General features: G+C 71.0%; 17 protein-coding genes and 1 pseudogene. 8 read left to right on the top strand and 10 right to left on the bottom strand.

The features are described 5' to 3' along the window. Positions 1-100 precede the first annotated feature (100 nt). Both ABZS97_RS26385 and ABZS97_RS26380 read right to left on the bottom strand, forming a co-directional pair. The gene (locus ABZS97_RS26385; RefSeq protein WP_356141186.1) at positions 101-967 is read right to left on the bottom strand and encodes a siderophore-interacting protein; all 867 of its coding nucleotides are present in this window, start codon (positions 965-967) and stop codon (positions 101-103) included. A gap of 21 nt (positions 968-988) precedes the next feature. Further along, the gene (locus ABZS97_RS26380) at positions 989-2032 is read right to left on the bottom strand and encodes an ABC transporter substrate-binding protein (RefSeq protein ID WP_356141184.1); all 1044 of its coding nucleotides are present in this window, start codon (positions 2030-2032) and stop codon (positions 989-991) included. Between the two features lie 244 nt (positions 2033-2276). Here ABZS97_RS26380 and ABZS97_RS26375 point away from each other — a divergent pair, with 244 nt between their 5' ends. After that, positions 2277-2705 carry a hypothetical protein gene (locus ABZS97_RS26375; protein ID WP_356141182.1) on the top strand — a complete coding sequence of 143 codons (429 nt, stop codon included), beginning with the start codon at positions 2277-2279 and terminating at the stop codon, positions 2703-2705. Positions 2706-2783: 78 nt separating this feature from the next. Here ABZS97_RS26375 and ABZS97_RS26370 read toward each other — a convergent pair whose 3' ends face one another. From ABZS97_RS26370 to ABZS97_RS26355, 4 genes are read right to left on the bottom strand one after another with little or no spacing between them, the layout of a single operon-like run. Then, positions 2784-3944, bottom strand: a complete 1161-nt coding sequence (locus ABZS97_RS26370; protein ID WP_356141180.1) for an acyl-CoA dehydrogenase family protein — start codon at positions 3942-3944, stop codon at positions 2784-2786. Between the two features lie 5 nt (positions 3945-3949). After that, positions 3950-4909 carry a hydroxymethylglutaryl-CoA lyase gene (locus tag ABZS97_RS26365; RefSeq protein WP_356141178.1) on the bottom strand — a complete coding sequence of 320 codons (960 nt, stop codon included), beginning with the start codon at positions 4907-4909 and terminating at the stop codon, positions 3950-3952. Further along, positions 4906-6921: an acetyl/propionyl/methylcrotonyl-CoA carboxylase subunit alpha gene (locus ABZS97_RS26360; RefSeq protein ID WP_356141176.1), complete on the bottom strand. Its 2016-nt coding sequence runs from the start codon at positions 6919-6921 to the stop codon at positions 4906-4908. Before ABZS97_RS26360 ends, ABZS97_RS26365 begins: the two co-directional genes overlap by 4 nt. Positions 6922-6927: 6 nt before the next feature. Continuing rightward, complete coding sequence (locus tag ABZS97_RS26355; RefSeq protein ID WP_356141174.1) at positions 6928-8544, bottom strand: carboxyl transferase domain-containing protein; 1617 nt, start codon at positions 8542-8544, stop codon at positions 6928-6930. Positions 8545-8631: 87 nt separating this feature from the next. Here ABZS97_RS26355 and ABZS97_RS26350 point away from each other — a divergent pair, with 87 nt between their 5' ends. The 4 genes from ABZS97_RS26350 to ABZS97_RS26335 all read left to right on the top strand — a co-directional run bounded on the left by ABZS97_RS26350 (position 8632) and on the right by ABZS97_RS26335 (position 12232). After that, complete coding sequence (locus tag ABZS97_RS26350) at positions 8632-9222, top strand: TetR/AcrR family transcriptional regulator (protein ID WP_356141172.1); 591 nt, start codon at positions 8632-8634, stop codon at positions 9220-9222. A gap of 107 nt (positions 9223-9329) precedes the next feature. Further along, positions 9330-10487 carry an acyl-CoA dehydrogenase family protein gene (locus tag ABZS97_RS26345; RefSeq protein WP_356141170.1) on the top strand — a complete coding sequence of 386 codons (1158 nt, stop codon included), beginning with the start codon at positions 9330-9332 and terminating at the stop codon, positions 10485-10487. A gap of 45 nt (positions 10488-10532) precedes the next feature. Next, entirely contained in the window at positions 10533-11405 is an 873-nt protein-coding gene (tesB, locus tag ABZS97_RS26340) for an acyl-CoA thioesterase II (protein WP_356141168.1), read from the top strand. Between the two features lie 149 nt (positions 11406-11554). Continuing rightward, positions 11555-12232 carry a maleylpyruvate isomerase N-terminal domain-containing protein gene (locus tag ABZS97_RS26335; RefSeq protein WP_356141166.1) on the top strand — a complete coding sequence of 226 codons (678 nt, stop codon included), beginning with the start codon at positions 11555-11557 and terminating at the stop codon, positions 12230-12232. A gap of 72 nt (positions 12233-12304) precedes the next feature. Here ABZS97_RS26335 and ABZS97_RS26330 read toward each other — a convergent pair whose 3' ends face one another. Together ABZS97_RS26330 and ABZS97_RS26325 are read right to left on the bottom strand one after the other, a co-directional pair. Then, complete coding sequence (locus tag ABZS97_RS26330) at positions 12305-13105, bottom strand: phosphatase (protein WP_356141164.1); 801 nt, start codon at positions 13103-13105, stop codon at positions 12305-12307. 121 nt (positions 13106-13226) lie between these two features. Then, positions 13227-14738, bottom strand: a complete 1512-nt coding sequence (locus ABZS97_RS26325) for a PucR family transcriptional regulator (RefSeq protein ID WP_356141162.1) — start codon at positions 14736-14738, stop codon at positions 13227-13229. A 124-nt stretch (positions 14739-14862) separates the two neighbouring features. On the opposite strand from ABZS97_RS26325, the gene ABZS97_RS26320 reads away from it, so the two are divergent. The 3 genes from ABZS97_RS26320 to ABZS97_RS26310 all read left to right on the top strand — a co-directional run bounded on the left by ABZS97_RS26320 (position 14863) and on the right by ABZS97_RS26310 (position 19101). Then, on the top strand, positions 14863-16335 hold the full coding sequence (locus tag ABZS97_RS26320; RefSeq protein WP_356141160.1) for a sodium:solute symporter: 1473 nt from the start codon (positions 14863-14865) through the stop codon (positions 16333-16335). 115 nt (positions 16336-16450) lie between these two features. Next, on the top strand, positions 16451-17419 hold the full coding sequence (gene speB / locus ABZS97_RS26315) for an agmatinase (protein ID WP_356141158.1): 969 nt from the start codon (positions 16451-16453) through the stop codon (positions 17417-17419). Then, entirely contained in the window at positions 17416-19101 is a 1686-nt protein-coding gene (locus ABZS97_RS26310; RefSeq protein WP_356141156.1) for a thiamine pyrophosphate-binding protein, read from the top strand. The genes speB and ABZS97_RS26310 overlap by 4 nt, the downstream gene beginning before the upstream one ends. 62 nt (positions 19102-19163) lie before the next feature. Here ABZS97_RS26310 and ABZS97_RS26305 read toward each other — a convergent pair whose 3' ends face one another. Both ABZS97_RS26305 and ABZS97_RS26300 read right to left on the bottom strand, forming a co-directional pair. Continuing rightward, entirely contained in the window at positions 19164-19967 is an 804-nt protein-coding gene (locus ABZS97_RS26305; RefSeq protein WP_356141154.1) for an endonuclease, read from the bottom strand. A gap of 192 nt (positions 19968-20159) precedes the next feature. Then, a pseudogene (locus tag ABZS97_RS26300) lies at positions 20160-20665 on the bottom strand (hypothetical protein); the annotation flags it as partial.

Here is a 20665-nt window from a genome sequence, read left to right as displayed (position 1 = left end):
AGAGGGGAGAAGTTCCGCGGCTTCAACTTAGGGAAGGCTAACCTAACTTGATGTCCGCGAAACCCTGCCTCTCCCGTGACGGCCGTCACTCCGGGCGCAGTTACTCCTGCTCGCGCAGCTGCTCCTCCGTCAGCCCCTGCCGCCAGTAGCCCACGAAGGTGACCCGCCTGCGGTCGATCCCGCGCTCGCGCACGAGATGGCGCCGCAGCTCCTTCACGCAGGCCGACTCGCCGGCGATCCAGGCGTACGGCCGCTCGGCGGCGGGCAGGGGGGTGGCTCGCACGGTGTCGAGGGCCATGGGGGACCCCTCGACGTGGTGCTCGTCCCGTACGAGCCAGGTGATCTCGGCGTCGGCCGAGGTCACCGGATCCTGGATGTCCCCGGCGTCGTGGACCTCGAACCACGCCTGGACGCGGAGCCCCTCCGGCAGGGATTCGAGGATCGCCGAGGCGGCGGGCAGGGCGGTCTCGTCGGCCCAGAGGACCACCAGATCGGTGTCCTCGGGCGGACGGAAGCGGATCGCGCGGTTGTCGGCGACGGCCGGGCCGAGCAGCAGGACGCGGTCACCGGCGGCGGCCCGGGAGGCCCACCGGGAGGCGGGGCCCGCCGGGGTGCCGGCGCCGGGCTCGATGCCGTGCAGCACGAAGTCGATGTCGATCTCCGTGGTGCTGCCCTGGGCGTCGCGCCTGAGCGCGCGCAGCGTGTACGAGCGCATCACCGCCCGTACGTCGTCCGGGAGTTCGCGCCAGGCCTGCCACCAGCCGTCACCGAGTTCGACCGGGACGGCGGGCTCGGACTGGCCCGGGTGCGGCAGGAAGAGGGACAGGCTCTGGTCGCGCCCGCCGGAGTGGAACGCGTGCAGGTCGGGGCCCGTGAAGGTGACCCGGAGCAGGGACGGGCCGAGCCGCCTCGTCCCTGTGACCTGGAGAGAGAAGAAGCGGAACGGGGCGGCTACGGCCGTCGTCATGAGTGCTCCTGGGTTTGCGGGTCAGCTGACCTTCTTCGCGTTCTCGATGGCCTCGGCGAGGTTGTCGAGCAGCGGGGTGCACTTGTCGTAGGACAGGATCGGCTCGGGGGAGCGCGCGATGACCTGGCCGGCCTTGACGGCGGGCAGCTTCTTCCAGGTCGCCTTGTCGATGTCGGCGGGCTGGATGGTCGAGGAACGGTCGTCCATCATGATGATGTCGGCCTTGTACTTGTCGACGTTCTCCCAGCTCAGGGACTCGAACCAGCCGCCCGTGGCCTTCTTCGCGGCCTCCGAGGGCTCGACGAAGTTCACGCCGAGCGACTTGAAGTACTCCAGGTCGATGGAGAGGTTCGAGCCGGAGACGTAGAAGAGTTCCGCGCTCGCCGAACCGGCCATCACCTTGATGTCGGGGTGGGCCTTGGCGGCCTTGCGCAGCCGGGCGGCGGCCGCCTCGAACTTCTTCTTCGCCTGGACGACCTTGTCGGCCTTCAGGTCCGCGCCGAGCGACCCGGCGAGCGCGTACATGCGCTCCAGCGGCTCGGTCAGCTGTCGGTCGAAGACGGAGACGGCGACGCTCGGGGCGAGTTTGGCGATCTTGTCCTTGGACGTCTCGGGGACGTACCAGAGGGTGCCCTTGGAGTCGAACGTGGTGCTGAGGAGCACGTCGGGCGCGAGGGCGGCGTACTTCTCGACGTTGAACTGGTCCCACTGGTTGCCGAGGATCGTCACTTTGCTGATGTCCATGTCGCCGGCCTGGACATCGGCCTTGCCGTCCTTGGTCTTCGTCGGGCCGAACACGCCCTTGACCGAGACGCCGTAGTCGAAGAGCGCGGCGGCGACGCCGGTGAAGGCGACGATGTTCGCCGGGACCTTGTCCAGCTTCACCGTCTTGCCGCGGTCGTCCTTGAACGTCCAGGGACCGGACTTCGCGGCCGCCGTCGAGTCCGAGCCACCGCTTTTCGCGTCGTCGTCCCCGCAGGCGGCGAGCACGGCACCGAGGCCGAGGGCGCCGCCCGCGGCGAGAATGCCGCGACGGGTGAGGTGGGTGGCACGGGCGTTGGACATGAGTGTGACTGCTTTCGGCACGGGGCGTAACGCCCGCCGGACAAGTTCGAAGGTAGGTTAGCCTAACCTCAGCTCTTGTCCAGGGGGCGGGGCGTCAGCCGGGTTCGGCTGCCCGAATCAGCCGCGTCTGCGTCACCATGTGGGCTTCCGGTTGTCAGTTGCCGATCTTCATTGCCGTCCCTACTGTTCCTGCAGCAACTCTCGAACAGCATGAGTTGATCGACCGCAGGGCCAGGGGTGGAACGTGGGTAGAAGCAAGCAGGGGCTCGCAGTGGCGGTCGCGGGGGCCGCACTGACCGTGGGAATGGCGGCCGCGCCGGCTTCCGCGACGTCGTACACGCTGTACTGCGACACCTCGTCGGCGTCGGGCGCCGGCACGATCAACGGCTGGTCCAGCGGTGCGACGAGCCTCGGCGTCATCCTGTCCGTCTACGACGCAAAGGCGGACGGCCACCACGTGGCCATCCGTCTGATCGCCAAGAACGACGGCGGCGGGGTGCTCACCCCCTGGCCGTGGCACCACAACTACGACGGGTACGACGAGAGCCTGACCCTGACCACCACGGCCGGCTACTCCCCGGGCATGTACGACGTCGGTATCGAGGTCGCCACCTTCGAGGGCGGCACCGAGCTGAACTACTGCAGGGACTGGCTGCGCTCCGACCAGACCTGACGGTCCGGCGGGCGCTGTGCGCCCGGCTGCTTCGCGGCTCCCGGGCCTGCCCGGGAGCCGCGAAGCACGATGTCGAGCTCAGCCGGTGAGCCCCAACTCCCGGGCGATCAGCATCCGCTGGACCTCACTCGTGCCCTCGCCGATCTCCAGGATCTTGGAGTCGCGCCACATACGGGCCACCGGGTACTCGTTCATGAAGCCGTAGCCGCCGTGCACCTGCGTGGCGTCGCGGGCGTTGTCGACGGCGACCGTGGAGGAGTAGAGCTTGGCGATCGCCGCCTCCTTCTTGAAGGGCTCGCCGGCGACCAGCCGGGACGCGGCGTCGCGCCAGCCGACGCGGGCCATGTGCGCCTTCATCTCCATGTCCGCGATCTTGAACTGGATCGCCTGGTACGCCCCGATGTTCCGCCCGAACGCATGCCGCTCCTTGGCGTACTTCACCGACTCGTCCACACAGCCCTGCGCGAGCCCGGTGGCGAGCGCCGAGATGGCGATGCGGCCCTCGTCGAGGATCCGCAGGAACTGCGCGTAGCCGCGGCCCTCCGCGCCGAGCAGGTTCGCCGCCGGGACGCGCACGTCGGCGAAGGACAGCTCACGGGTGTCCGACGCGTTCCAGCCGACCTTCGAGTACGGCGCCGCGACCGTGAAGCCCGGGGTGCCGGACGGCACGATGATCGAGGAGATGAGCGGCTTGCCGTCGGGCTTGCGGCCGGTGACCGCCGTGACCGTCACCAGCCCCGTGATGTCGGTGCCCGAGTTGGTGATGAAGCACTTGGTGCCGTTGATCACCCATTCGTTGGTGTCCGCGTCGAGGCGGGCCGTCGTCCGGGTGGCGCCCGCGTCGGAGCCGCCGTCGGGCTCCGTCAGCCCGAAGGCGCCGAGGATCTCGCCCGAGCACAGGCGCGGCAGCCACTCGGCCTTCTGCGCGTCGGTGCCGAAGAGGTGGATCGGCATCGCGCCCAGCGAGACGCCCGCCTCCAGGGTGATGGCCACGGACGAGTCGACGCGGGCCAGCTCCTCCAGGGCGATGCCGAGCGCGAGGTAGTCGCCGCCCATGCCGCCGTACTCCTCCGGGAAGGGCAGCCCGAACAGGCCCATCCGGCCCATCTCCCGCACGATCTCGTACGGGAACTCGTGTCGCTCGTAGAGGTCGCCGATCTTCGGAGCGACTACGTCGTGCGCGAACTCCTCGACGGTGCGCCGGAGTTCTTCGAGCTCGGGTGAGAGCTTGTGGTCCATGGGTGTCACTGCTCCTGGTCGGGAGGTGTCGTCTTGCCGAGGGCTTTGACGGTGCGGGACGGGCTGGGTCGGCCCAGTTGTTCGGCCATCCACACGCTGGTGGCGGTGAGACGGTCGAGGTCGACCCCGGTGTCGATGCCGAGGCCGTGCAGCATCCACACGAGGTCTTCGGTGGCGAGGTTGCCGGTGGCGGACTTGGCGTAGGGGCAGCCGCCGAGACCCCCTGCGGAGGCGTCCACGGTGTGCACGCCGTGCTGGAGCGCGGCGAGGGTGTTGGCGAGCGCCTGGCCGTAGGTGTCGTGGAAGTGCACGCCGAGCGTGTTCGTGGGCACGCCCTGCTCGTTCAGGGCGGCGAGGAGCGCGAGGACATGCCCCGGGGTGGCGACGCCGATCGTGTCGCCGAGGCTCAGCTCGTCGCAGCCCATGTCCCGCAGGGCCTTGCTGACGTGGACGACCTGCGCGAGCGGGACCGCGCCCTCCCAGGGATCGCCGAAGCACATCGAGAGATAGCCGCGGACGTGCACGCCCTGCGACTTCGCGCGCGCCACCACCGGCTCGAACATGGCGAGCGCCTCGTCGACCGTCCGGTTCAGGTTGGCCTTGGCGAAGGACTCGGTGGCGCTGGCGAACACGGCGACACGGCGGGCGCCGAGAGCGAGGGCGCGGTCCAGGCCGCGTTCGTTCGGCACCAGCACGGGCAGGTGCACGCCCGGAAGGCCGCCGAGGAGCGGGAACAGCTGCTCGGCGTCGGCGAGTTGGGGAACCCACTTGGGGTGCACGAAGCTGGTGGCCTCGATCGTGGTCAGCCCCGCGTCGGCGAGCCGGCGCACGAACTCCGCCTTGACCTCCGTCGGGACGGTGCTCTTCTCGTTCTGCAGCCCGTCGCGGGCGCCGACCTCGTGGATCCGCACGCGAGCGGGCAGACCCTCGGCCGGTACGACCATGGGGAGCCCTTGAACAGTCATTCCGCCTCCTCGTGCGGGGTGATGACGGCCAGCACCTGGTCCATGGCGACCGTGGTGCCCGGCGTGACGTCCAGCTCGCTGACGGTCCCGGCGTGCGGCGCGGAGATGACGTGCTCCATCTTCATCGCCTCCACCACCAACAGGCTCTGCCCGGCGGTCACTTCGTCACCGACGGCGACCTTCACCACGGTCACCGTGCCCGGCATCGGCGCGGTGAGGGAGTCGGCGCCGCTCGCCCCGCCTCCGGTCAGCGAGGCGGCCACGGGGTCGTGGTCGCGCACGTGCCAGGCGTCGCCGTCGCGGCCGAGCCATGTGCCGTCCGGCAGGGCGGCGAAGGTGTGGAGGACGCCGTCGAGCCGGAAGGTGAACCAGCCTTCGGCGCCGGGCCGCGGGGGCGCGCCCCCGGACCCCCGAAGAGGCTTGTCCGCGCCGGGCAGCAGCAGCTCCGTCGCGCCGTCCGGCGTGCTGCGCACGCGCACGGTGACCGGCTCGTGGCCCGGCACCCGCACATGGTGCGGCGTCCACGCCCGCTCGCCGCCCAGGCGCCAGCCGTCCGCGGCAGCGAACGGGTCGGCCCAGCCGGAGCCGGCCGCGGGTACGAGAGCGGCCTGGCGCGCCAGCGCCGCCGCCGCGTAGACCTCTACGGGCACGTCGTCCGTGACGAGCGCGTCCACCTCCCGTTCGACCAGCCCCGTGTCCAACTCGCCTGCCACGACCGCCGGATGGGCAAGGAGCCGGCGCAGGAACCCGGCGTTCGTCTGCACGCCCAGCGTCACCGTCTCCGCGAGGGCGGCCCGGAGCTTTCTCAGCGCCGTCTCCCGATCAGGCCCGTACGCGATCACCTTGGACAGCATCGGGTCGTAGAGCGAACCGACCTCCGTGCCCTCGGTCAGGCCCGAGTCGGTGCGCACGCCGTCGCCCTGCGGTTCGCGCAGGGAGAGCACCGTGCCGCCGGACGGGAGGAAGCCGCGCGATGGGTCCTCGGCACAGATGCGGGCCTCGACCGCGTGCCCGGTGAGAGAGATGTCGTCCTGCCCGTACGGCAGTTGCTCGCCGGCCGCGACCCGCAGCTGCCACTCGACCAGGTCCAGGCCGGTGATGAGCTCGGTCACCGGGTGCTCGACCTGGAGGCGGGTGTTCATCTCCATGAAGAAGTACGAGGAGGGGTCGCCGCCGGGGACGATGAACTCGACCGTGCCCGCGCCCTCGTAGCCGCAGGAGCGGGCCGCCTGGACCGCCGCCTCGCCCATCGCCGCGCGCGTGGCGTCGTCGAGGAGCACGCTGGGCGCCTCCTCGATGATCTTCTGGTGGCGGCGCTGGAGGGAGCATTCGCGCTCGCCCAGGTGGACCACGTTGCCGTGGCCGTCCGCCAGGACCTGGATCTCGATGTGCCGGGGGCGGTCCACCCAGCGCTCCACGAGGAGGGTGTCGTCGCCGAAGGAGGCGCGGGCCTCGCGGCGGGCGGCGGCGATCTCATCGGCCAGTACGCCCGCGTCGCGCACCAGCCGCATGCCCTTGCCGCCGCCGCCCGCGCTGGGCTTGAGCAGCACGGGCATGCCGATCTCCCGTGCGGCGTCGGCGAGTTGGGCGTCCGTGAGACCGCTGCCGCTCGACCCCGGTACCACCGGGACCCCGGCCGCCTTCACCGTCTCCTTGGCGCGGATCTTGTCGCCCATCAGCGAGATCGCGTCGGCGGGCGGCCCGATGAAGACGAGCCCCGCCTCCGTGCACGCACGCGCGAACGCGGCGTTCTCCGCGAGGAATCCGTAGCCCGGGTGGACCGCCTGCGCGCCCGTCCGTGCGGCGGCCTCAAGGAGCCGCTGCGCCGACAGATAGCTTTCGGCCGCCGGCGCCGGACCGATCCGTACCGCTGTGTCGGCCTCCCGCACATGCCGGGCGTCCGCGTCGGCGTCGGAGAAGACGGCCACCGAGCGCACACCGAGCGCGCGCAGGGTGCGGATGACGCGGACCGCGATCTCACCCCGGTTGGCGACGAGCACTGTGTCAAACATGGGTCCTCACATCCGGAAGACGCCGAACTGGGGCTCACCCAGTGGCGCGTTGGCACAGGCGGTCAGGGCCAGACCCAGCACCTGGCGGGTCTCCATCGGGTCGATCACGCCGTCGTCCCAGAGGCGGGCCGTCGCGTAGTAGGCGTTGCCCTGCTGCTCGTACTGGGTGCGGATCGGCGCCTTGAAGGCCTCTTCGTCCTCCGCCGGCCAGGACTCGCCGCGCCCCTCCAGCTGGTCGCGCTTGACGGTCGCGAGGACGGAGGAGGCCTGCTCGCCGCCCATCACGGAGATCTTGGCGCCCGGCCACATCCACAGGAAGCGTGGGGAGTAGGCCCGGCCGCACATCGAGTAGTTGCCCGCTCCGTACGACCCGCCGATCACCACGGTCAGCTTCGGCACGCGCGTGCAGGCGACGGCCGTGACCATCTTGGCGCCGTGCTTGGCGATGCCCCCGGCCTCGTACTGCCGGCCCACCATGAACCCGGAGATGTTCTGCAGGAACACCAGCGGGATGCCGCGCTGGTCGCACAGCTCGATGAAGTGGGCGCCCTTCTGGGCGGACTCGGAGAACAGGATGCCGTTGTTGGCGACGATCCCCACCGGGTGGCCGTGGATCCGGGCGAAGCCGGTGACCAGGGTCTGCCCGAACTCCGCCTTGAACTCGGCGAAGCGCGAGCCGTCGACCACGCGCGCGATGACCTCGCGTACGTCGTAGGGGGTGCGGGAGTCGACCGGCACGGCGCCGTAGATCCCGGCTGGGTCCACCTTCGGCTCGACGGCGCTCTCGACGGACCAGGGCAGTGCCCCGCGCGCGGGAAGCGTGGCCGCGATGTTCCGGACGATCCGCAGCGCGTGCGCGTCGTCCTCCGCGAGGTGGTCGGTGACGCCGGAGACCCGGGAGTGCACCTCGCCGCCGCCCAGCTCCTCGGCCGTGACGACCTCGCCGGTGGCGGCCTTCACCAGGGGCGGGCCGCCGAGGAAGATCGTGCCCTGGTTCCGCACGATCACGGCCTCGTCGCTCATCGCCGGGACATACGCGCCGCCCGCCGTGCAGGAGCCGAGAACCGCCGCGATCTGCGGGATCCCGGCGCCCGACATACGCGCCTGGTTGTAGAAGATCCGCCCGAAGTGCTCGCGGTCGGGGAAGACCTCGTCCTGCATCGGCAGGAACGCGCCCCCGGAGTCCACCAGGTAGATACAGGGGAGGCGGTTCTCCAGGGCCACCTCCTGGGCGCGCAGATGCTTCTTCACGGTCATCGGGTAGTAGGTGCCGCCCTTGACCGTGGCGTCATTGGCGACGACCACGCACTCGCGGCCGCTCACCCGCCCCACTCCGGCGATCACTCCGGCGGCCGGTGCCTGCCCGTCGTACATCCCGTCGGCCGCCAGCGGCGCCAGCTCCAGGAAGGGCGAGCCCGGGTCCAGCAGGGCGTCCACCCGCTCGCGCGGCAGCAGCTTCCCGCGCGCGGTGTGCCGCTCGCGGGCCCGCTCGCCGCCGCCGAGCCGGGCCGCGCTCAGCTTCTCGCGCAGCTCCTCGCCGAGCGCCCGGTGTGCCGCCTCGTTGGCCCGCCAGGCCTCCGACGCGGGATCCGCCGCGCTGTGGAGCTCCGGTGCCTCGTGCATCCTGCGGTCCCCTCATAAATGTTAATGAGCGTTAACGCGTTTCCTCCAGGTTAACGAGCGCTAACCTCCCTGTCTAGAATTACTTCCATGGCCACGAGAACCGACGCCCCCACCCGCCGCGAGCAGATCCTCAAGGAAGCCGCTCGGCTCTTCGCCGAGCGCGGCTTCCATGGCGTAGGAGTCGACGAGATAGGGGCGGCCGTCGGCATCAGCGGCCCCGGTCTGTACCGGCACTTCCCTGGCAAGGACGCGATGCTCGCCGAGCTGCTGGTCGGCATCAGCGGTCAGCTGCTGACCGGCGGGAAGCGCCGGGTCGCGGAGGCGCAGGGGGGCGCTGAGGGCCTCCTCGACTCGCTCATCGAGGGGCACATCGACTTCGCGCTCGACGACCGCCCCCTGATCACCCTGCACGACCGCGAGCTGGACCGCCTGCGCGACAGCGACCGCAAGCTCGTACGGCAGTTGCAGCGGCAGTACGTCGAGCTGTGGGTGGAGGTCGTCCGTGAGGTCTATCCGGGCCTGGCCGAGCCCACGGCCCGCTCGGCGGTGCACTCGGTCTTCGGGCTGCTGAACTCCACACCGCACCTGGGGCGGCCCGGCTCGCTGCCCGGGCGCGCGGCCACGGCCGAGCTGCTGCACCGGATGGCCCGTGGGGCCTTCGAGGCCGCCGGAGCGTGACGAGCGTCTCGGGGTGGTTGCTCTGGACGGGTGTTGCGACTGGCCGGTAACCTTTGTCTGAGCAAGCGCTTAGACATGACCCCGGAACGACTCAGGTGGAGGTAACGGTGCGCCGTACGGTGTTCAACGAGGATCACGAGGCGTTCCGGGAGACCCTGCGCGCCTTCATCGAGGCCGAGGTCGTTCCGGTCTACGACGAGTGGTTCGCAGCCGGCCAGGCGCCGCGCGACTTCTACTACAAGCTCGCCGAGCTGGGTGTCTTCGGCATCCGCGTCGACGAGGAGTTCGGCGGCGCCGGCATCGACTCGTACAAGTTCGAAGCCGTGATGTACGAGGAGACGGCCCGCGCGGGCGTCCAGTTCGGCGGCTCCGGCGTGCACGTGCTGCTCGGCCTGCCGTACATCAAGATGCTCGCCACCGACGAGCAGAAGAAGCGCTTCCTGCCGAAGTTCGTCTCCGGCGAGGAGATGTGGGCCCTCGCGATGACCGAGCCGGGCACCGGCTCCGACCTCGCGGGCATGAAGACCACCGCGAAGCTGTCCGACGACGGCACGCACTACGTCCTCAACGGCTCCAAGACCTTCATCACCGGCGGCGTGCACGCCGACAAGGTCATCGTCTGCGCCCGCACCGACGCCCCGTCGGCCGAGGACCGCCGCCACGGCATCTCCCTCTTCGCCGTGGACACCAAGTCCGAGGGCTACTCCATCGGCCGCAAGCTCGACAAGCTCGGCCTGAAGACCTCCGACACCGCCGAGCTGGCGTTCGTCGACGTGAAGGTCCCCGTCGAGGACCTCCTCGGCGAGGAGAACAAGGGCTTCTACTACCTCGGCCACAACCTCGCCTCCGAGCGCTGGGGCATCGCCTTCGGCGCGTACGCGCAGGCCAAGGCCGCCGTCCGGTTCGCCAAGGAGTACGTGCAGGAGCGCACCGTCTTCGGCAAGCCCGTCGCGTCCTTCCAGAACACCAAGTTCGAGCTGGCCGCCTGCCAGGCCGAGGTGGACGCCGCCGAGGCCGTCGCCGACCGCGCGCTGGAGGCCCTCGACGCGGGCGAGCTCACTCCCGCCGAGGCCGCCAGCGCCAAGCTGTTCTGCACCGAGGTCGCGCACCGCGTCATCGACCGCTGCCTCCAGCTGCACGGCGGCTACGGCTTCATGAACGAGTACCCGATCGCCCGCCTGTACGCGGACAACCGCGTCAACCGCATCTACGGCGGCACCAGCGAGATCATGAAGACGATCATCGCGAAGGACATGGGCCTGTAAGGCCCGCGGAAGATCACAGGAACAACTGCGCGGTACAACTGACGCATGAGTCAGGCACTTGAGTCCCTGCTCGATCTGCTCGACCTGGAGCAGATCGAGCGGGACATCTTCCGCGGCGAGTCCCGCTCCGCCGTCGTCCCCCGCGTCTTCGGCGGCCAGGTCGCGGCCCAGGCGCTGGTCGCCGCCGGGCGCACGGTCCCCGAGGACCGGCTCGCGCACTCCCTGCACGCGTACTTCCTGCGCGCCGGGGACCCGGGGGCGCCCATCGTCTACTCGGTGGACCGCATCCGAGACGGGCGCTCCTTCACCACGCGCCGCGTCGTCGCCGTCCAGCACGGACAGCCCATCTTCCACCTCTCCGCGTCCTTCCAGACGTACGAGGAGGGCATGGAGCACCAGGCGGACATGCCGCCCGCGCCCGACCCCGAGACGCTCCCGACCGCGGCAGAGCTGCTGCCGCGCTACGCCCACCTCTTCACCGACCCGGGCGTCACCGAGCGGCTCCTCGAAGCCCGCGAGGCCGTCGACCTGCGCTACGTCGACGCGCCGCCGTACGGCACGGTCGGCGAGGCCCGCGAACCCCACTCCCAGGTGTGGTTCCGCACCAACGGCAAGCTCGCCGACGACCCGCTGCTGCACGTCTGCCTCGCCACGTACGTCTCCGACATGACCCTCCTCGACTCCGTGCTCCTCGCGCACGGCCGCGGCGGCTGGGTCACCGGCGACGTCGTCGGCGCCTCGCTCGACCACGCGATGTGGTTCCACCGGCCCTTCCGCGCCGACGAGTGGCTCCTGTACGACCAGGAGTCACCGTCCGCGTCCGGCGGGCGCGGCCTCGGCCAGGCCCGGATCTACACGCAGGACGGGCGGCTGGCCATTTCGGTCATCCAGGAGGGTGTCGTCCGCGTTCCTCGGTGAACGGCGCGTGCCTGGACCCGACGCCGGGACATGCGTGGCGACGGGGGCTCACCCTGGCCCTTGGTCCACTTTGTGTGAAGTGGACCAGTGGGCGGAGGGCTACGCGTGCGAGGATCCCGACACGGGAGCTTGGACACGAGGGGGCGGGCATGGCCGGGGTGGACGAGACGTGGAACTGGCGGGGCGAACGGATCCGGGAGGCGTTCACCGAGGCCGCGGAGACAGTCGCCGTACTGCTTGACGAGCCCGCCGTCGCCGCGGACTGGGGGAAGCCCGGCGCGCTGCGGGACTTCAGTGTCGGAGGCCTCGCCGGGCACCTCTCCTGGCAGGTGACGGCCCTCCCGGAACTGCTGGCGAAGCCCGTGCCGACGGAGCCGGTGGTCTCGCTGCGCGAGTACTACCTCGCGCGGGTGACCTGGGTGGACGCCGGAGTGGACGACGCGGTCAACGTCCGTATCCGGCAGGGCGGCGAGGCCACCGCGGCCGACGGGCCCGAGCGGCTCGCGGCGCGTGTCCGGGAAGCGGCCGGCCGACTGCGGGACCAACTGCCGCAGGTGCCCGCCGGACGCCCTGTCCGCATGCCGTCCTGGGGCGACTGGTCCCTCGAACTCGACGACCTCCTGCTCACCCGGTTGCTCGAACTCGTCGTCCACACCGACGACTTGGCGTACAGCGCGGGCTTCCCGGGCCCCGACTTCCCGGAGCACGTCACCGCACCGGTGGTGGAACTGCTGGCACGGCTGGCCGTACGACGGCACGGCACGGTGAACGTCCTGCGCGGGCTCGCACGGACCGAACGGGCACCGCGGTCGATCGCCGGGATCTGAGGCCTGTCCGGCCGAGCAGGATCCAGGGGGTGTTCTGAAAGTCCCGCACAGCAACAGCACCCCACAGGACTTTCAGAACACCCCCTGGGCGAGCCCCGCCGCGTCCAGCAGATACGCCGTCATCGGGTCGTAGTAGCGGGGGCTCTTGACGTGGTCGTCGAGGGGGACCGTCACCTGTACGGTGCCCTCGGCCTCGGCGAGGAAGAGGGCCGGGTCGTTGCAGTCGGCGTAGCCCATGGAGTCGACGCCGAGCTGGCCCGCGCAGCCCGCCCAGCCGTGGTCGGCGACGACCAGGTCGGGCAGCGGACGGCCCTCGCGGTCCAGGCCGGTGAGGATCTGGCGCATCGGCTCGCCGGAGTGGGTGTGCCACAGCGTGGCGCCGTGCTCCAGGACCGACACGTCCGCGAACTGGACGACGTATCCCTCGTCGGTCTGCAGGCCCTCCGGGATCGCGACGATCTCGCAGCCCGCCGCGCGCAGGGCCCCGGCCGTGGCGCGGTGCACGTCGAGGAGGCCGCCGGGGTGACCGGTGGCGAAGAGCACCCGTTCCTTGCCCGCGGCCGCCTTGCGCAGCCGGGCCGCCATCCGCTCCAGGGCGTCGACCGTCAGGTCGGGGTCGATGCTGTCCTGTCCGTAGCGGTACTCCGGGTCGTCGTTCACACCGCAGCGCTCCGCCATCACCGCGAGGACGTCCTGCTCGTCCTTCCAGCGGTCGCCGAGTTCCAGGCCGAGCCAGAAGTTGCGGTCGCCGTTCGCGAGCTTGCGGTAGTGGGAGAGGTTGTTCTCGCGAGGTGTGGCCACGTCGCCCGCGATACGCGTCTGTACGAGGTGGTCGACGAGCGCGGCGCGGCTGGGGATCCCGGATATCGGCATGGTTCCCATTGTGCCGGTGCGGGTCGCCGCGGGCGGCGCTGTCCCGAAGCCTGGGATGTGCGTCACGTGGGGGTATGGGGGCCGCGCCCGCCCACCCTGCGGCGTCATATGCCCCTCACCCTCACCCCTCCCGCAACGCGAACCACAACTCCATCCGCACATCCGGGTCGTCCAGGTCCGTCCCCAGCAGCGCACCGCACCGCGCGATGCGCTGCCGGACCGTGTTGCGGTGCACCGACAGTGCCACCGCCGTGCGGTCCCAACTGCCGTGCAGGGAGAGCCAGGTGCGCAGCGTCTCGGGGAGTGCGGGGGTCCCCGCCAGCGGGGCGAGGAGGGCGCGGGCGTGGGCCTCGGCCTCGGCGGGCGGGACGAGGTCGGCGAGCGCCGGTCGTTCGCCGTGCCGGACCAGGGGTGAACGGGTGGCGCGGGCGCGGGCCAGCGCGCGGGCCGCCCGGGTGTCGGCGGCGGCCCAGTCGCGCGGGTTGACCGCCGTGCTCACGCCGAGGGTCCAGCCCGGCTGCGCCGCCGGTTCCCGCTCGGCCGGGACGAGGACCCGTACGACGTCGCGGCCCGCGTCGACGAGCGCGGAACCCAGCGCCGCACCCAGCGCGGACGCGGCGACAGCGTCCGGCGCGGGCCCGCCCCCTTCCCGGGCCGGCCGCGCGTGCACGACGATCCACCGCCTGCCGCCCAGCAGCGGGGCCACGTCCTCGGGCGCGGCGCCCAGCAGCAGCCGTACAAGAGCCGACGAACGCGCCGCCCCCGTCGCGCTCTGGTGCTCCCCGGTGAGCAGCGAGAGCAGGACGGCCGCCACGGAGGCGATGGTGTGGTCGCCGGGGTCGCGGTGCGGGGCCGCGACGCCGAGGACGAAGCCCTGCCCGGCGCCGAGGGCGTAGGCGGAGAGATGGGTGCCGTCGACGGTGTCGGTGGCGGAGGAGGGCCCCCGGCCCCCCTCGGGGCGTACGACACCCACCAGCGCGGCCAGTGACCGGGTCACACCCGCTCCGGGTTCCTTGCCCGCCCGCCTCAGCTCCGCTCCGTCCGGCCCGTGGAGCACCGACCAGCCGCCCACCCGCCGGGCGAGCTGCCGCAGCACGGCGGACACCGGGTCCGGGCGGGCCGCCGCCGCGGCCAGGCTCTGCTGGGCCTCCGTCACCCGGCGCAGTTCCGTGTGCCGGGCCTGGGCCATGAGCTGCCAGACGGCACGGGCCACGCCCGAGAACGTCGTCCGGGGCGGCACCTCCAGCAGCGGGAGCCCGTGGTCGTCGCAGGCCACCACCAGCGCCCTCGGCACCGTGTCGTGGACCGGCGCCAGGCCGAAGCCGAGGGCCGCGCCGCCCGCCTCGACGATCCGGGAGACGTAGTCGTCGAAGTAGGTGCCCGAGCCGGCCGCCTCCGGGATGTGCACCCCCGCGGTCAGCAGCAGCTCGCCGCCCAGCAGATACGGGTACGGGTCCGCCATCTCCGACGTGTGCGCCCAGTGGATCACCGCGTCGTGGTCGACGGGGCCCGCGATCCGGCGCAGGCCCAGGTCCTCGCGGGCCAGCAGCGCCTCGATCCGTACGGGCGGCGTCGGCGGAACCGGGGGGAGGGGCGGGACCTGAGGGACTGGTGAGGCGGATGCTTCCGGCATGGTGGACGTTCCTTCCATCCCGAGCTGTTCAAGTGGATGAAACGTACACTTCAGAGTCGCTTTGCGGCCACCTAGTGTCAGTGCCCATCAGCCGCCACCGGGAGTGCGCGAAGGAGGGTCCGACATGGCCGTCGACTACGCAGTGATCGTCATCTATCTGGCCGGCATGCTGGCCATGGGCTGGTGGGGCATGCGCCGCGCCAGGTCCAAGAGCGAGTTCCTGGTGGCCGGCCGCCGCCTCGGTCCCGCGATGTACTCCGGCACCATGGCCGCGATCGTCCTCGGTGGCGCGTCCACCATCGGCGGTGTCGGGCTCGGATACCAGTACGGACTGTCCGGCGCCTGGATGGTCTTCACCATCGGCCTCGGGCTGCTCGCCCTGTCCGTCTTCTTCTCCGCCCGCATCGCCCGTCTGAAGGTCTACACCGTCTCCGAGATGCTGGATCTGCGGTACGGCGGCCGGGCTGGGGTCATCTCCGGCGTCGTCATGTGGGCGTACACCCTCATGCTCGCGGTGACGTCCACCATCGCGTACGCCACGATCTTCGACGTCCTCTTCGACATGAACCGCACGCTCGCGATCATCCTCGGCGGCTCGATCGTCGTCGCGTACTCGACGCTCGGCGGCATGTGGTCGATCACGCTGACGGACATGGTGCAGTTCGTGGTGAAGACGATCGGGGTGCTGCTCCTGCTGCTGCCCATCGCCGTCGTCAAGGCGGGCGGCTTCGGCGAGATGAAGGCCAAGCTGCCCACCACGTACTTCGACCCGCTGGGCATCGGCGGCGAGACGATCTTCACCTATGTGCTGATCTACACGTTCGGCATGCTCATCGGGCAGGACATCTGGCAGCGCGTGTTCACCGCGCGCAGCGACACCACGGCCAGGTGGGGCGGCACGGTCGCGGGCACCTACTGCCTCGTGTACGCCCTCGCCGGCGCCGTCATCGGCACGGCGGCCAAGGTCCTCTACCCGAAGCTGCCCAGCGCCGATGCCGCCTTCGCGACCATCGTCAAGGACGAACTGCCGGTCGGCGTAAGGGGGTTGGTGCTCGCAGCCGCCCTCGCGGCCGTGATGTCGACGTCCTCCGGCGCGCTCATCGCCTGTGCCACCGTCGCCAACAACGACATCTGGTCGCGGCTGCGGGGAGCCGTGTCCCGCGACAGCGGCGGCGGCGACGACCACGACGAGGTGCGCGGCAACCGTGCCTTCATCCTGGTCATGGGCATCGCGGTGATCGGTACGGCGATCGCCCTCAACAACGTGGTCGAGGCGCTCACCGTCGCGTACAACCTGCTCGTCGGTGGACTCCTCGTCCCCATCCTCGGCGGCCTGCTGTGGAAGCGCGGCACCGCGCAGGGCGCGCTCGCCGCCGTCGTGGTCGGCGGTCTCGCCGTCATCGGTCTGATGGCGGGCTACGGCATCCTCGCGAACGAGCCCGTGTACTACGGGCTGGCGGCCTCGCTCGCGGTGTACGTCGCCGTCTCCCTGGCCACACCGGCCACGGACCCGGCGCTCCTCGCGGCCTGGCGCGAGCGCCTCGCGGGCCGGGGCGCCTGCGAACCTGTGTCCGAACCGGTCCCGGCTCACCAGTAGAGTCGTACCCAGTCACCCCATATGACTCCGTACAACTCCATACAGCTTTATAGAAGTGCAAAGCAGTGCATAGATGTGCATACGCGATGAGGCGTAGGAAAGAAGGCAGCACCCCATGACCAGCAACGAGACGCCCCGCGGACCCGTCGACTCGTCCCGCATCCCGCGGTACGCCGGCCCCGCGACCTTCGCCCGGCTGCCCCGCCTCGACGAGGTCGGCACCGCCGATGTCGCGGTCGTGGGCGTTCCGTTCGACTCCGGCGTCTCGTACCGGCCGGGGGCCCGCTTCGGCGGCAACGCCATCCGGGAGGCCTCGCGGCTCCTGCGCCCGTACAACCCGGCGCAGGACGCCTCGCCCTTCGCGCTCGCCCAGGTCGCCGACGCGGGTGACATCGCGGCGAACCCGTTCAACATCAACGAGGCCGTCGAGACCGTCGAGGCCGCCGCCGACGAACTGCTCGCCACCGGCGCCCGGTTGATGACCCTCGGCGGCGACCACACCATCGCGCTGCCGCTGCTGCGCTCGGTCGCGAAGAAGCACGGCCCGGTCGCGCTGCTCCACTTCGACGCCCACCTCGACACCTGGGACACGTACTTCGGCGCCGAGTACACGCACGGCACGCCGTTCCGCCGCGCCGTCGAGGAGGGCATCCTCGACACCTCGGCCCTCTCGCACGTCGGCACGCGCGGCCCGCTGTACGGCAAGCAGGACCTCACCGACGACGAGAAGATGGGCTTCGGCATCGTCACCTCGGCGGACATCTACCGCCGCGGCGCCGACGAGGTCGCCGACCAGCTCCGCCAGCGCATCGGCGACCGCCCGCTGTACATCTCCATCGACATCGACTGCCTCGACCCGGCGCACGCTCCCGGCACGGGTACGCCCGAGGCCGGCGGCATGACCTCCCGCGAACTCCTGGAGATCCTGCGCGGGCTGGCGTCCTGCAACCTGGTCTCGGCGGACGTCGTCGAGGTGGCCCCCGCGTACGATCACGCGGAGATCACGGCGGTGGCGGCATCCCACACGGCGTACGAACTGACCACGATCATGTCCCGTCAGATTGCTGAGGCGCGCGCGAAGTGACCCACGACCACGACCTGGTGCTCCGTCCGACCGCCGCCCAGACGGAGGCCGCGCTGAACCCTCCCCCCGGCCGCAACGGCGGAGACCTGGTCGTGGAGACCCTGGCCGGGCTCGGCGCGACGACCGTCTTCGGCCTGCCCGGCCAGCACGCGCTGGGCATGTTCGACGCGCTGCGCCGCTCGGACCTGAGGTACGTCGGCCTGCGCGTCGAGAACAACGCGGGGTTCGCGGCGGACGCGTACGGCAGGATCACCGGCGAGGCGGCCCCGTTGCTGCTGTCGACGGGGCCGGGGGCACTGACCTCGCTGGCAGCCCTCCAGGAGGCGGCGGCCGCCTCGGCGCCGGTGCTGCCGATCAGCAGCCAGGTCCCGACGGCCGGTCTGGGCGGCGGGCGCCACGGCTATCTGCACGAACTCCCCGACCAGGCAGCCTCGTTCAGGGGAGTGGTCAAGTCGGTCCACACCGTCCGCGCCCAGTCCCAGATCCCCTCGGCGATCGAGGCGGCCTGGAAGTCGGCGCTCTCGGCACCGCACGGACCGGTGTGGGTGGAGATCCCGCAGGACGTGCTGCTCGCCGAGACGTCGATCCCCGTGGTGACGGGCGGCGACGCCTTCCCCGAGGAGCTGCCCCCGCGCCCCGAACTGACCGCGGTGGCCGCCGGCCTGCTCTCCAAGGCCGCCCGCCCGGCGATCATCGCGGGCGGCGGAGTGGTACGTGCCGACGCGTCCGGCAAGCTCCGCCGGCTCGCCGAACGGCTGAACGCCCCCGTCGTCACGACCCCCGGCGGCAAGGGCGCCTTCCCCTGGGAGCACCCCCTCTCCCTGCAGTCCTGGCTGGAGGACCGCCACACGACGGACTTCCTGGAGGACGCGGACGTCCTGCTCGTCATCGGCTCCGGCCTCGGCGAACTCTCCTCCAACTACCACACGTTCAAGCCCCGCGGCCGCGTCATCCAGATCGAGGCGGACCTCGGCAAACTGGAGTCCAACCACCCGGCCCTGGGCATCCACGCCGACGCGCGGCTCGCACTCCAGGCCCTGCTGGAGACGGTGGACGCCCGCGCGGACGACACGGCCGCGGACCGCGTCCGCACCGTGCTGTCGCTGGTCAGGGCACGCATCGCGGCCCAGGAACTCACCCTGGAACAGGACGTGTTGGCGTCGGTCCGCCGGGCGCTGCCGTCCGACTCCCCGTCCTTCTGGGACATGACGATCCTGGCGTACTGGGCGTGGTCGGCCTTCGACGCCAAGGGCCCCAACCGCATGCACTCCGCCCAGGGCGCGGGCGGCCTCGGCTACGGCTTCCCTGCGGCGCTCGGCGCGGCGGCGGCCGACCCGACCCGGCCCGTCCTCGCGGTCTCCGGCGACGGCGGCGCCCTGTACTCGATCGCCGAGCTGGCGACGGCCCGACAGTACGACCTGAACGTCACCTGGCTGATCGTCGACGACGGCGGCTACGGCATCCTGCGCGAGTACATGACCGACACCTTCGGCGAGGCCACCGCCACGGAACTCGCCCGCCCGGACTACGTGGCCCTCGCGGAGTCCTTCGGGGTGCCGGGGGTGCGGACGACGCCTTCGGCCCTGGAGGCGGACCTGGCGAAGGCGCTGGCGGCACCGGGGCCCTCGGTGGTCGTCCTTCCGGCGCTGCTGCGGATGTTCGCGCCGACGCATCTGGGCTGAGCACCTAAAACAACTGAACTCCCCGTACGTGACGGGGAGTTCAGTCGTATGCGCTGCTCGGCCTACCAGATCGCGTCGACCCACTCCGGGTGGTCGATGAACGGGTTGCGGTTGTGCTGGTAGGTGTCGTAGATGACCTGGTTGCGGTTCTCCTCGAAGGCGCTCGGCGGGTCCTCGTCGTTCCACTCCTTGAGGACGGAGAGCTTCCCGATGTACGGGTTGCTGCCGTTGTTGACCTGCTCGTTGGGCTCCAGGTCGGCGAAGCCGTCGCCGCCGTCGTAGCGGACCGCCATGTAGAGGATCATGCGGGCCACGTCGCCCTTGTCGGCGTCGCGCGGCTCGAAGGAGTCGGAGTCCTTGAGGCTGCCGCCGCCGCCCGAGACCGCGCTGCCGCCGTTGTCGAAGTCCAGGTTGCCGCGGATGCTGTTGACCGTGACGTCCGCGGGGCGCAGGTGGTGCAGGTCGGTGCCGGGACCGGTCACCTCGCCGAAGTCGCCGTGGGACTTGGCCCACACGTGCTCGCGGTTCCAGTCGCCGACGTCGCCGCCGTTGAGGGACTTGCTGCGCGAGACACCGCTGTACAGCAGGATCACGTTGCTGCTGTTGTTCGGGTCCTGGTCGGTGACCTTGAGCGCGTTCCAGACGGCGGAGTACGAGATCTTCGTCTGGCTGCTGATGATCGTGTGCAGCGAGGACTTGAGGCTCGTGCCGGTCTTGCCGACCGCGTTCTTGTAGTACGTCGAGTCGTACGAGGTCGTCGTGGCCGCAGCGGGGGATGCGGTCAGTGCCGGAGCGGTGAGGCCGACCAGCACGGCCGAGACGGTCAGCGCGACCGACTTCCAGCGGCGTATGGATCTCACGGGCATGTGGGGGTGTCCGATCTACGCGTGTTGAATGGAGCGGGCAATCGGGAGCGTGACATGGACATGAGCCCCTGTAAATAAACTCAACATGTCGATCAGGTGACCTGGTCCGACAATTTGCCCCTTGTCTACGCGAGTTGACCTGCCGGAACGGCCCCTGACCGGTCGGTCAGGGGCCGTTCGGCGGCGGCTGTGTCAGCCGGCGTCCGACGCGTCCAAGCGGTAGATCGTCGACCGGCTGCTCTGCGAGGCCGAATCGGAGGACGCGGACGACGAGTTCGATGCCGTACTGCCGCTGTACGCGCTCTCCTTCACCACCGTGCCGTGCTTCTGGACCCAGGCCGTGACCGCCGAGCTGACGCTGTTGCCGCCGCCCATGCCGCCGCCGCCCATGCCCGAGCCGCCGACCTGGATGTAGTGGAGTTCGCCCTTCTTCACCAGCTCCTTGAGCTTGGCGACGGTCATCGCCTTGTCGGAGCCGGTGAAGCCCCACATGGAGATGACGGGCTCCTTGCTCGCCAGGACGAGCTGCGCGGCGGACTGCGAATTGGACACCGCGAGCAGCCACTTGGCGCCGTCCCGGTGCTTCTTCAGGTACGCGATCAGCTCGGTGCTCGCGCCGCCGCCCATACCGCCGCCACCACCGCCCATGCCGCCGGGCCGGCCGCCGGTGCCCGCGTCGCCGCCGGTCCCGGTCGGGG

It is taken from the genome of Streptomyces sp. NPDC005485 (assembly GCF_040606085.1).
Classification (GTDB): Bacteria; Actinomycetota; Actinomycetes; order Streptomycetales; family Streptomycetaceae; genus Streptomyces.
This window is presented reverse-complemented; position numbering and strand designations above follow the sequence as displayed.

Excerpts from the sequence above, each read along its gene's own strand:
- ABZS97_RS26360 (WP_356141176.1), bottom strand. The coding sequence starts at position 6,921 with ATGTTTGACACAGTGCTCGTCGCCAACCGGGGTGAGATCGCGGTCCGC.
- ABZS97_RS26380 (WP_356141184.1), bottom strand. The coding sequence starts at position 2,032 with ATGTCCAACGCCCGTGCCACCCACCTCACCCGTCGCGGCATTCTCGCC.
- ABZS97_RS26365 (WP_356141178.1), bottom strand. The coding sequence starts at position 4,909 with ATGACTGTTCAAGGGCTCCCCATGGTCGTACCGGCCGAGGGTCTGCCC.
- ABZS97_RS26335 (WP_356141166.1), top strand. The coding sequence starts at position 11,555 with ATGGCCGGGGTGGACGAGACGTGGAACTGGCGGGGCGAACGGATCCGG.
- ABZS97_RS26355 (WP_356141174.1), bottom strand. The coding sequence starts at position 8,544 with ATGCACGAGGCACCGGAGCTCCACAGCGCGGCGGATCCCGCGTCGGAG.
- ABZS97_RS26330 (WP_356141164.1), bottom strand. The coding sequence starts at position 13,105 with ATGCCGATATCCGGGATCCCCAGCCGCGCCGCGCTCGTCGACCACCTC.
- ABZS97_RS26370 (WP_356141180.1), bottom strand. The coding sequence starts at position 3,944 with ATGGACCACAAGCTCTCACCCGAGCTCGAAGAACTCCGGCGCACCGTC.
- tesB (WP_356141168.1), top strand. The coding sequence starts at position 10,533 with ATGAGTCAGGCACTTGAGTCCCTGCTCGATCTGCTCGACCTGGAGCAG.
- ABZS97_RS26305 (WP_356141154.1), bottom strand. The coding sequence starts at position 19,967 with ATGCCCGTGAGATCCATACGCCGCTGGAAGTCGGTCGCGCTGACCGTC.
- ABZS97_RS26325 (WP_356141162.1), bottom strand. The coding sequence starts at position 14,738 with ATGCCGGAAGCATCCGCCTCACCAGTCCCTCAGGTCCCGCCCCTCCCC.
- ABZS97_RS26385 (WP_356141186.1), bottom strand. The coding sequence starts at position 967 with ATGACGACGGCCGTAGCCGCCCCGTTCCGCTTCTTCTCTCTCCAGGTC.
- speB (WP_356141158.1), top strand. The coding sequence starts at position 16,451 with ATGACCAGCAACGAGACGCCCCGCGGACCCGTCGACTCGTCCCGCATC.
- ABZS97_RS26350 (WP_356141172.1), top strand. The coding sequence starts at position 8,632 with ATGGCCACGAGAACCGACGCCCCCACCCGCCGCGAGCAGATCCTCAAG.
- ABZS97_RS26320 (WP_356141160.1), top strand. The coding sequence starts at position 14,863 with ATGGCCGTCGACTACGCAGTGATCGTCATCTATCTGGCCGGCATGCTG.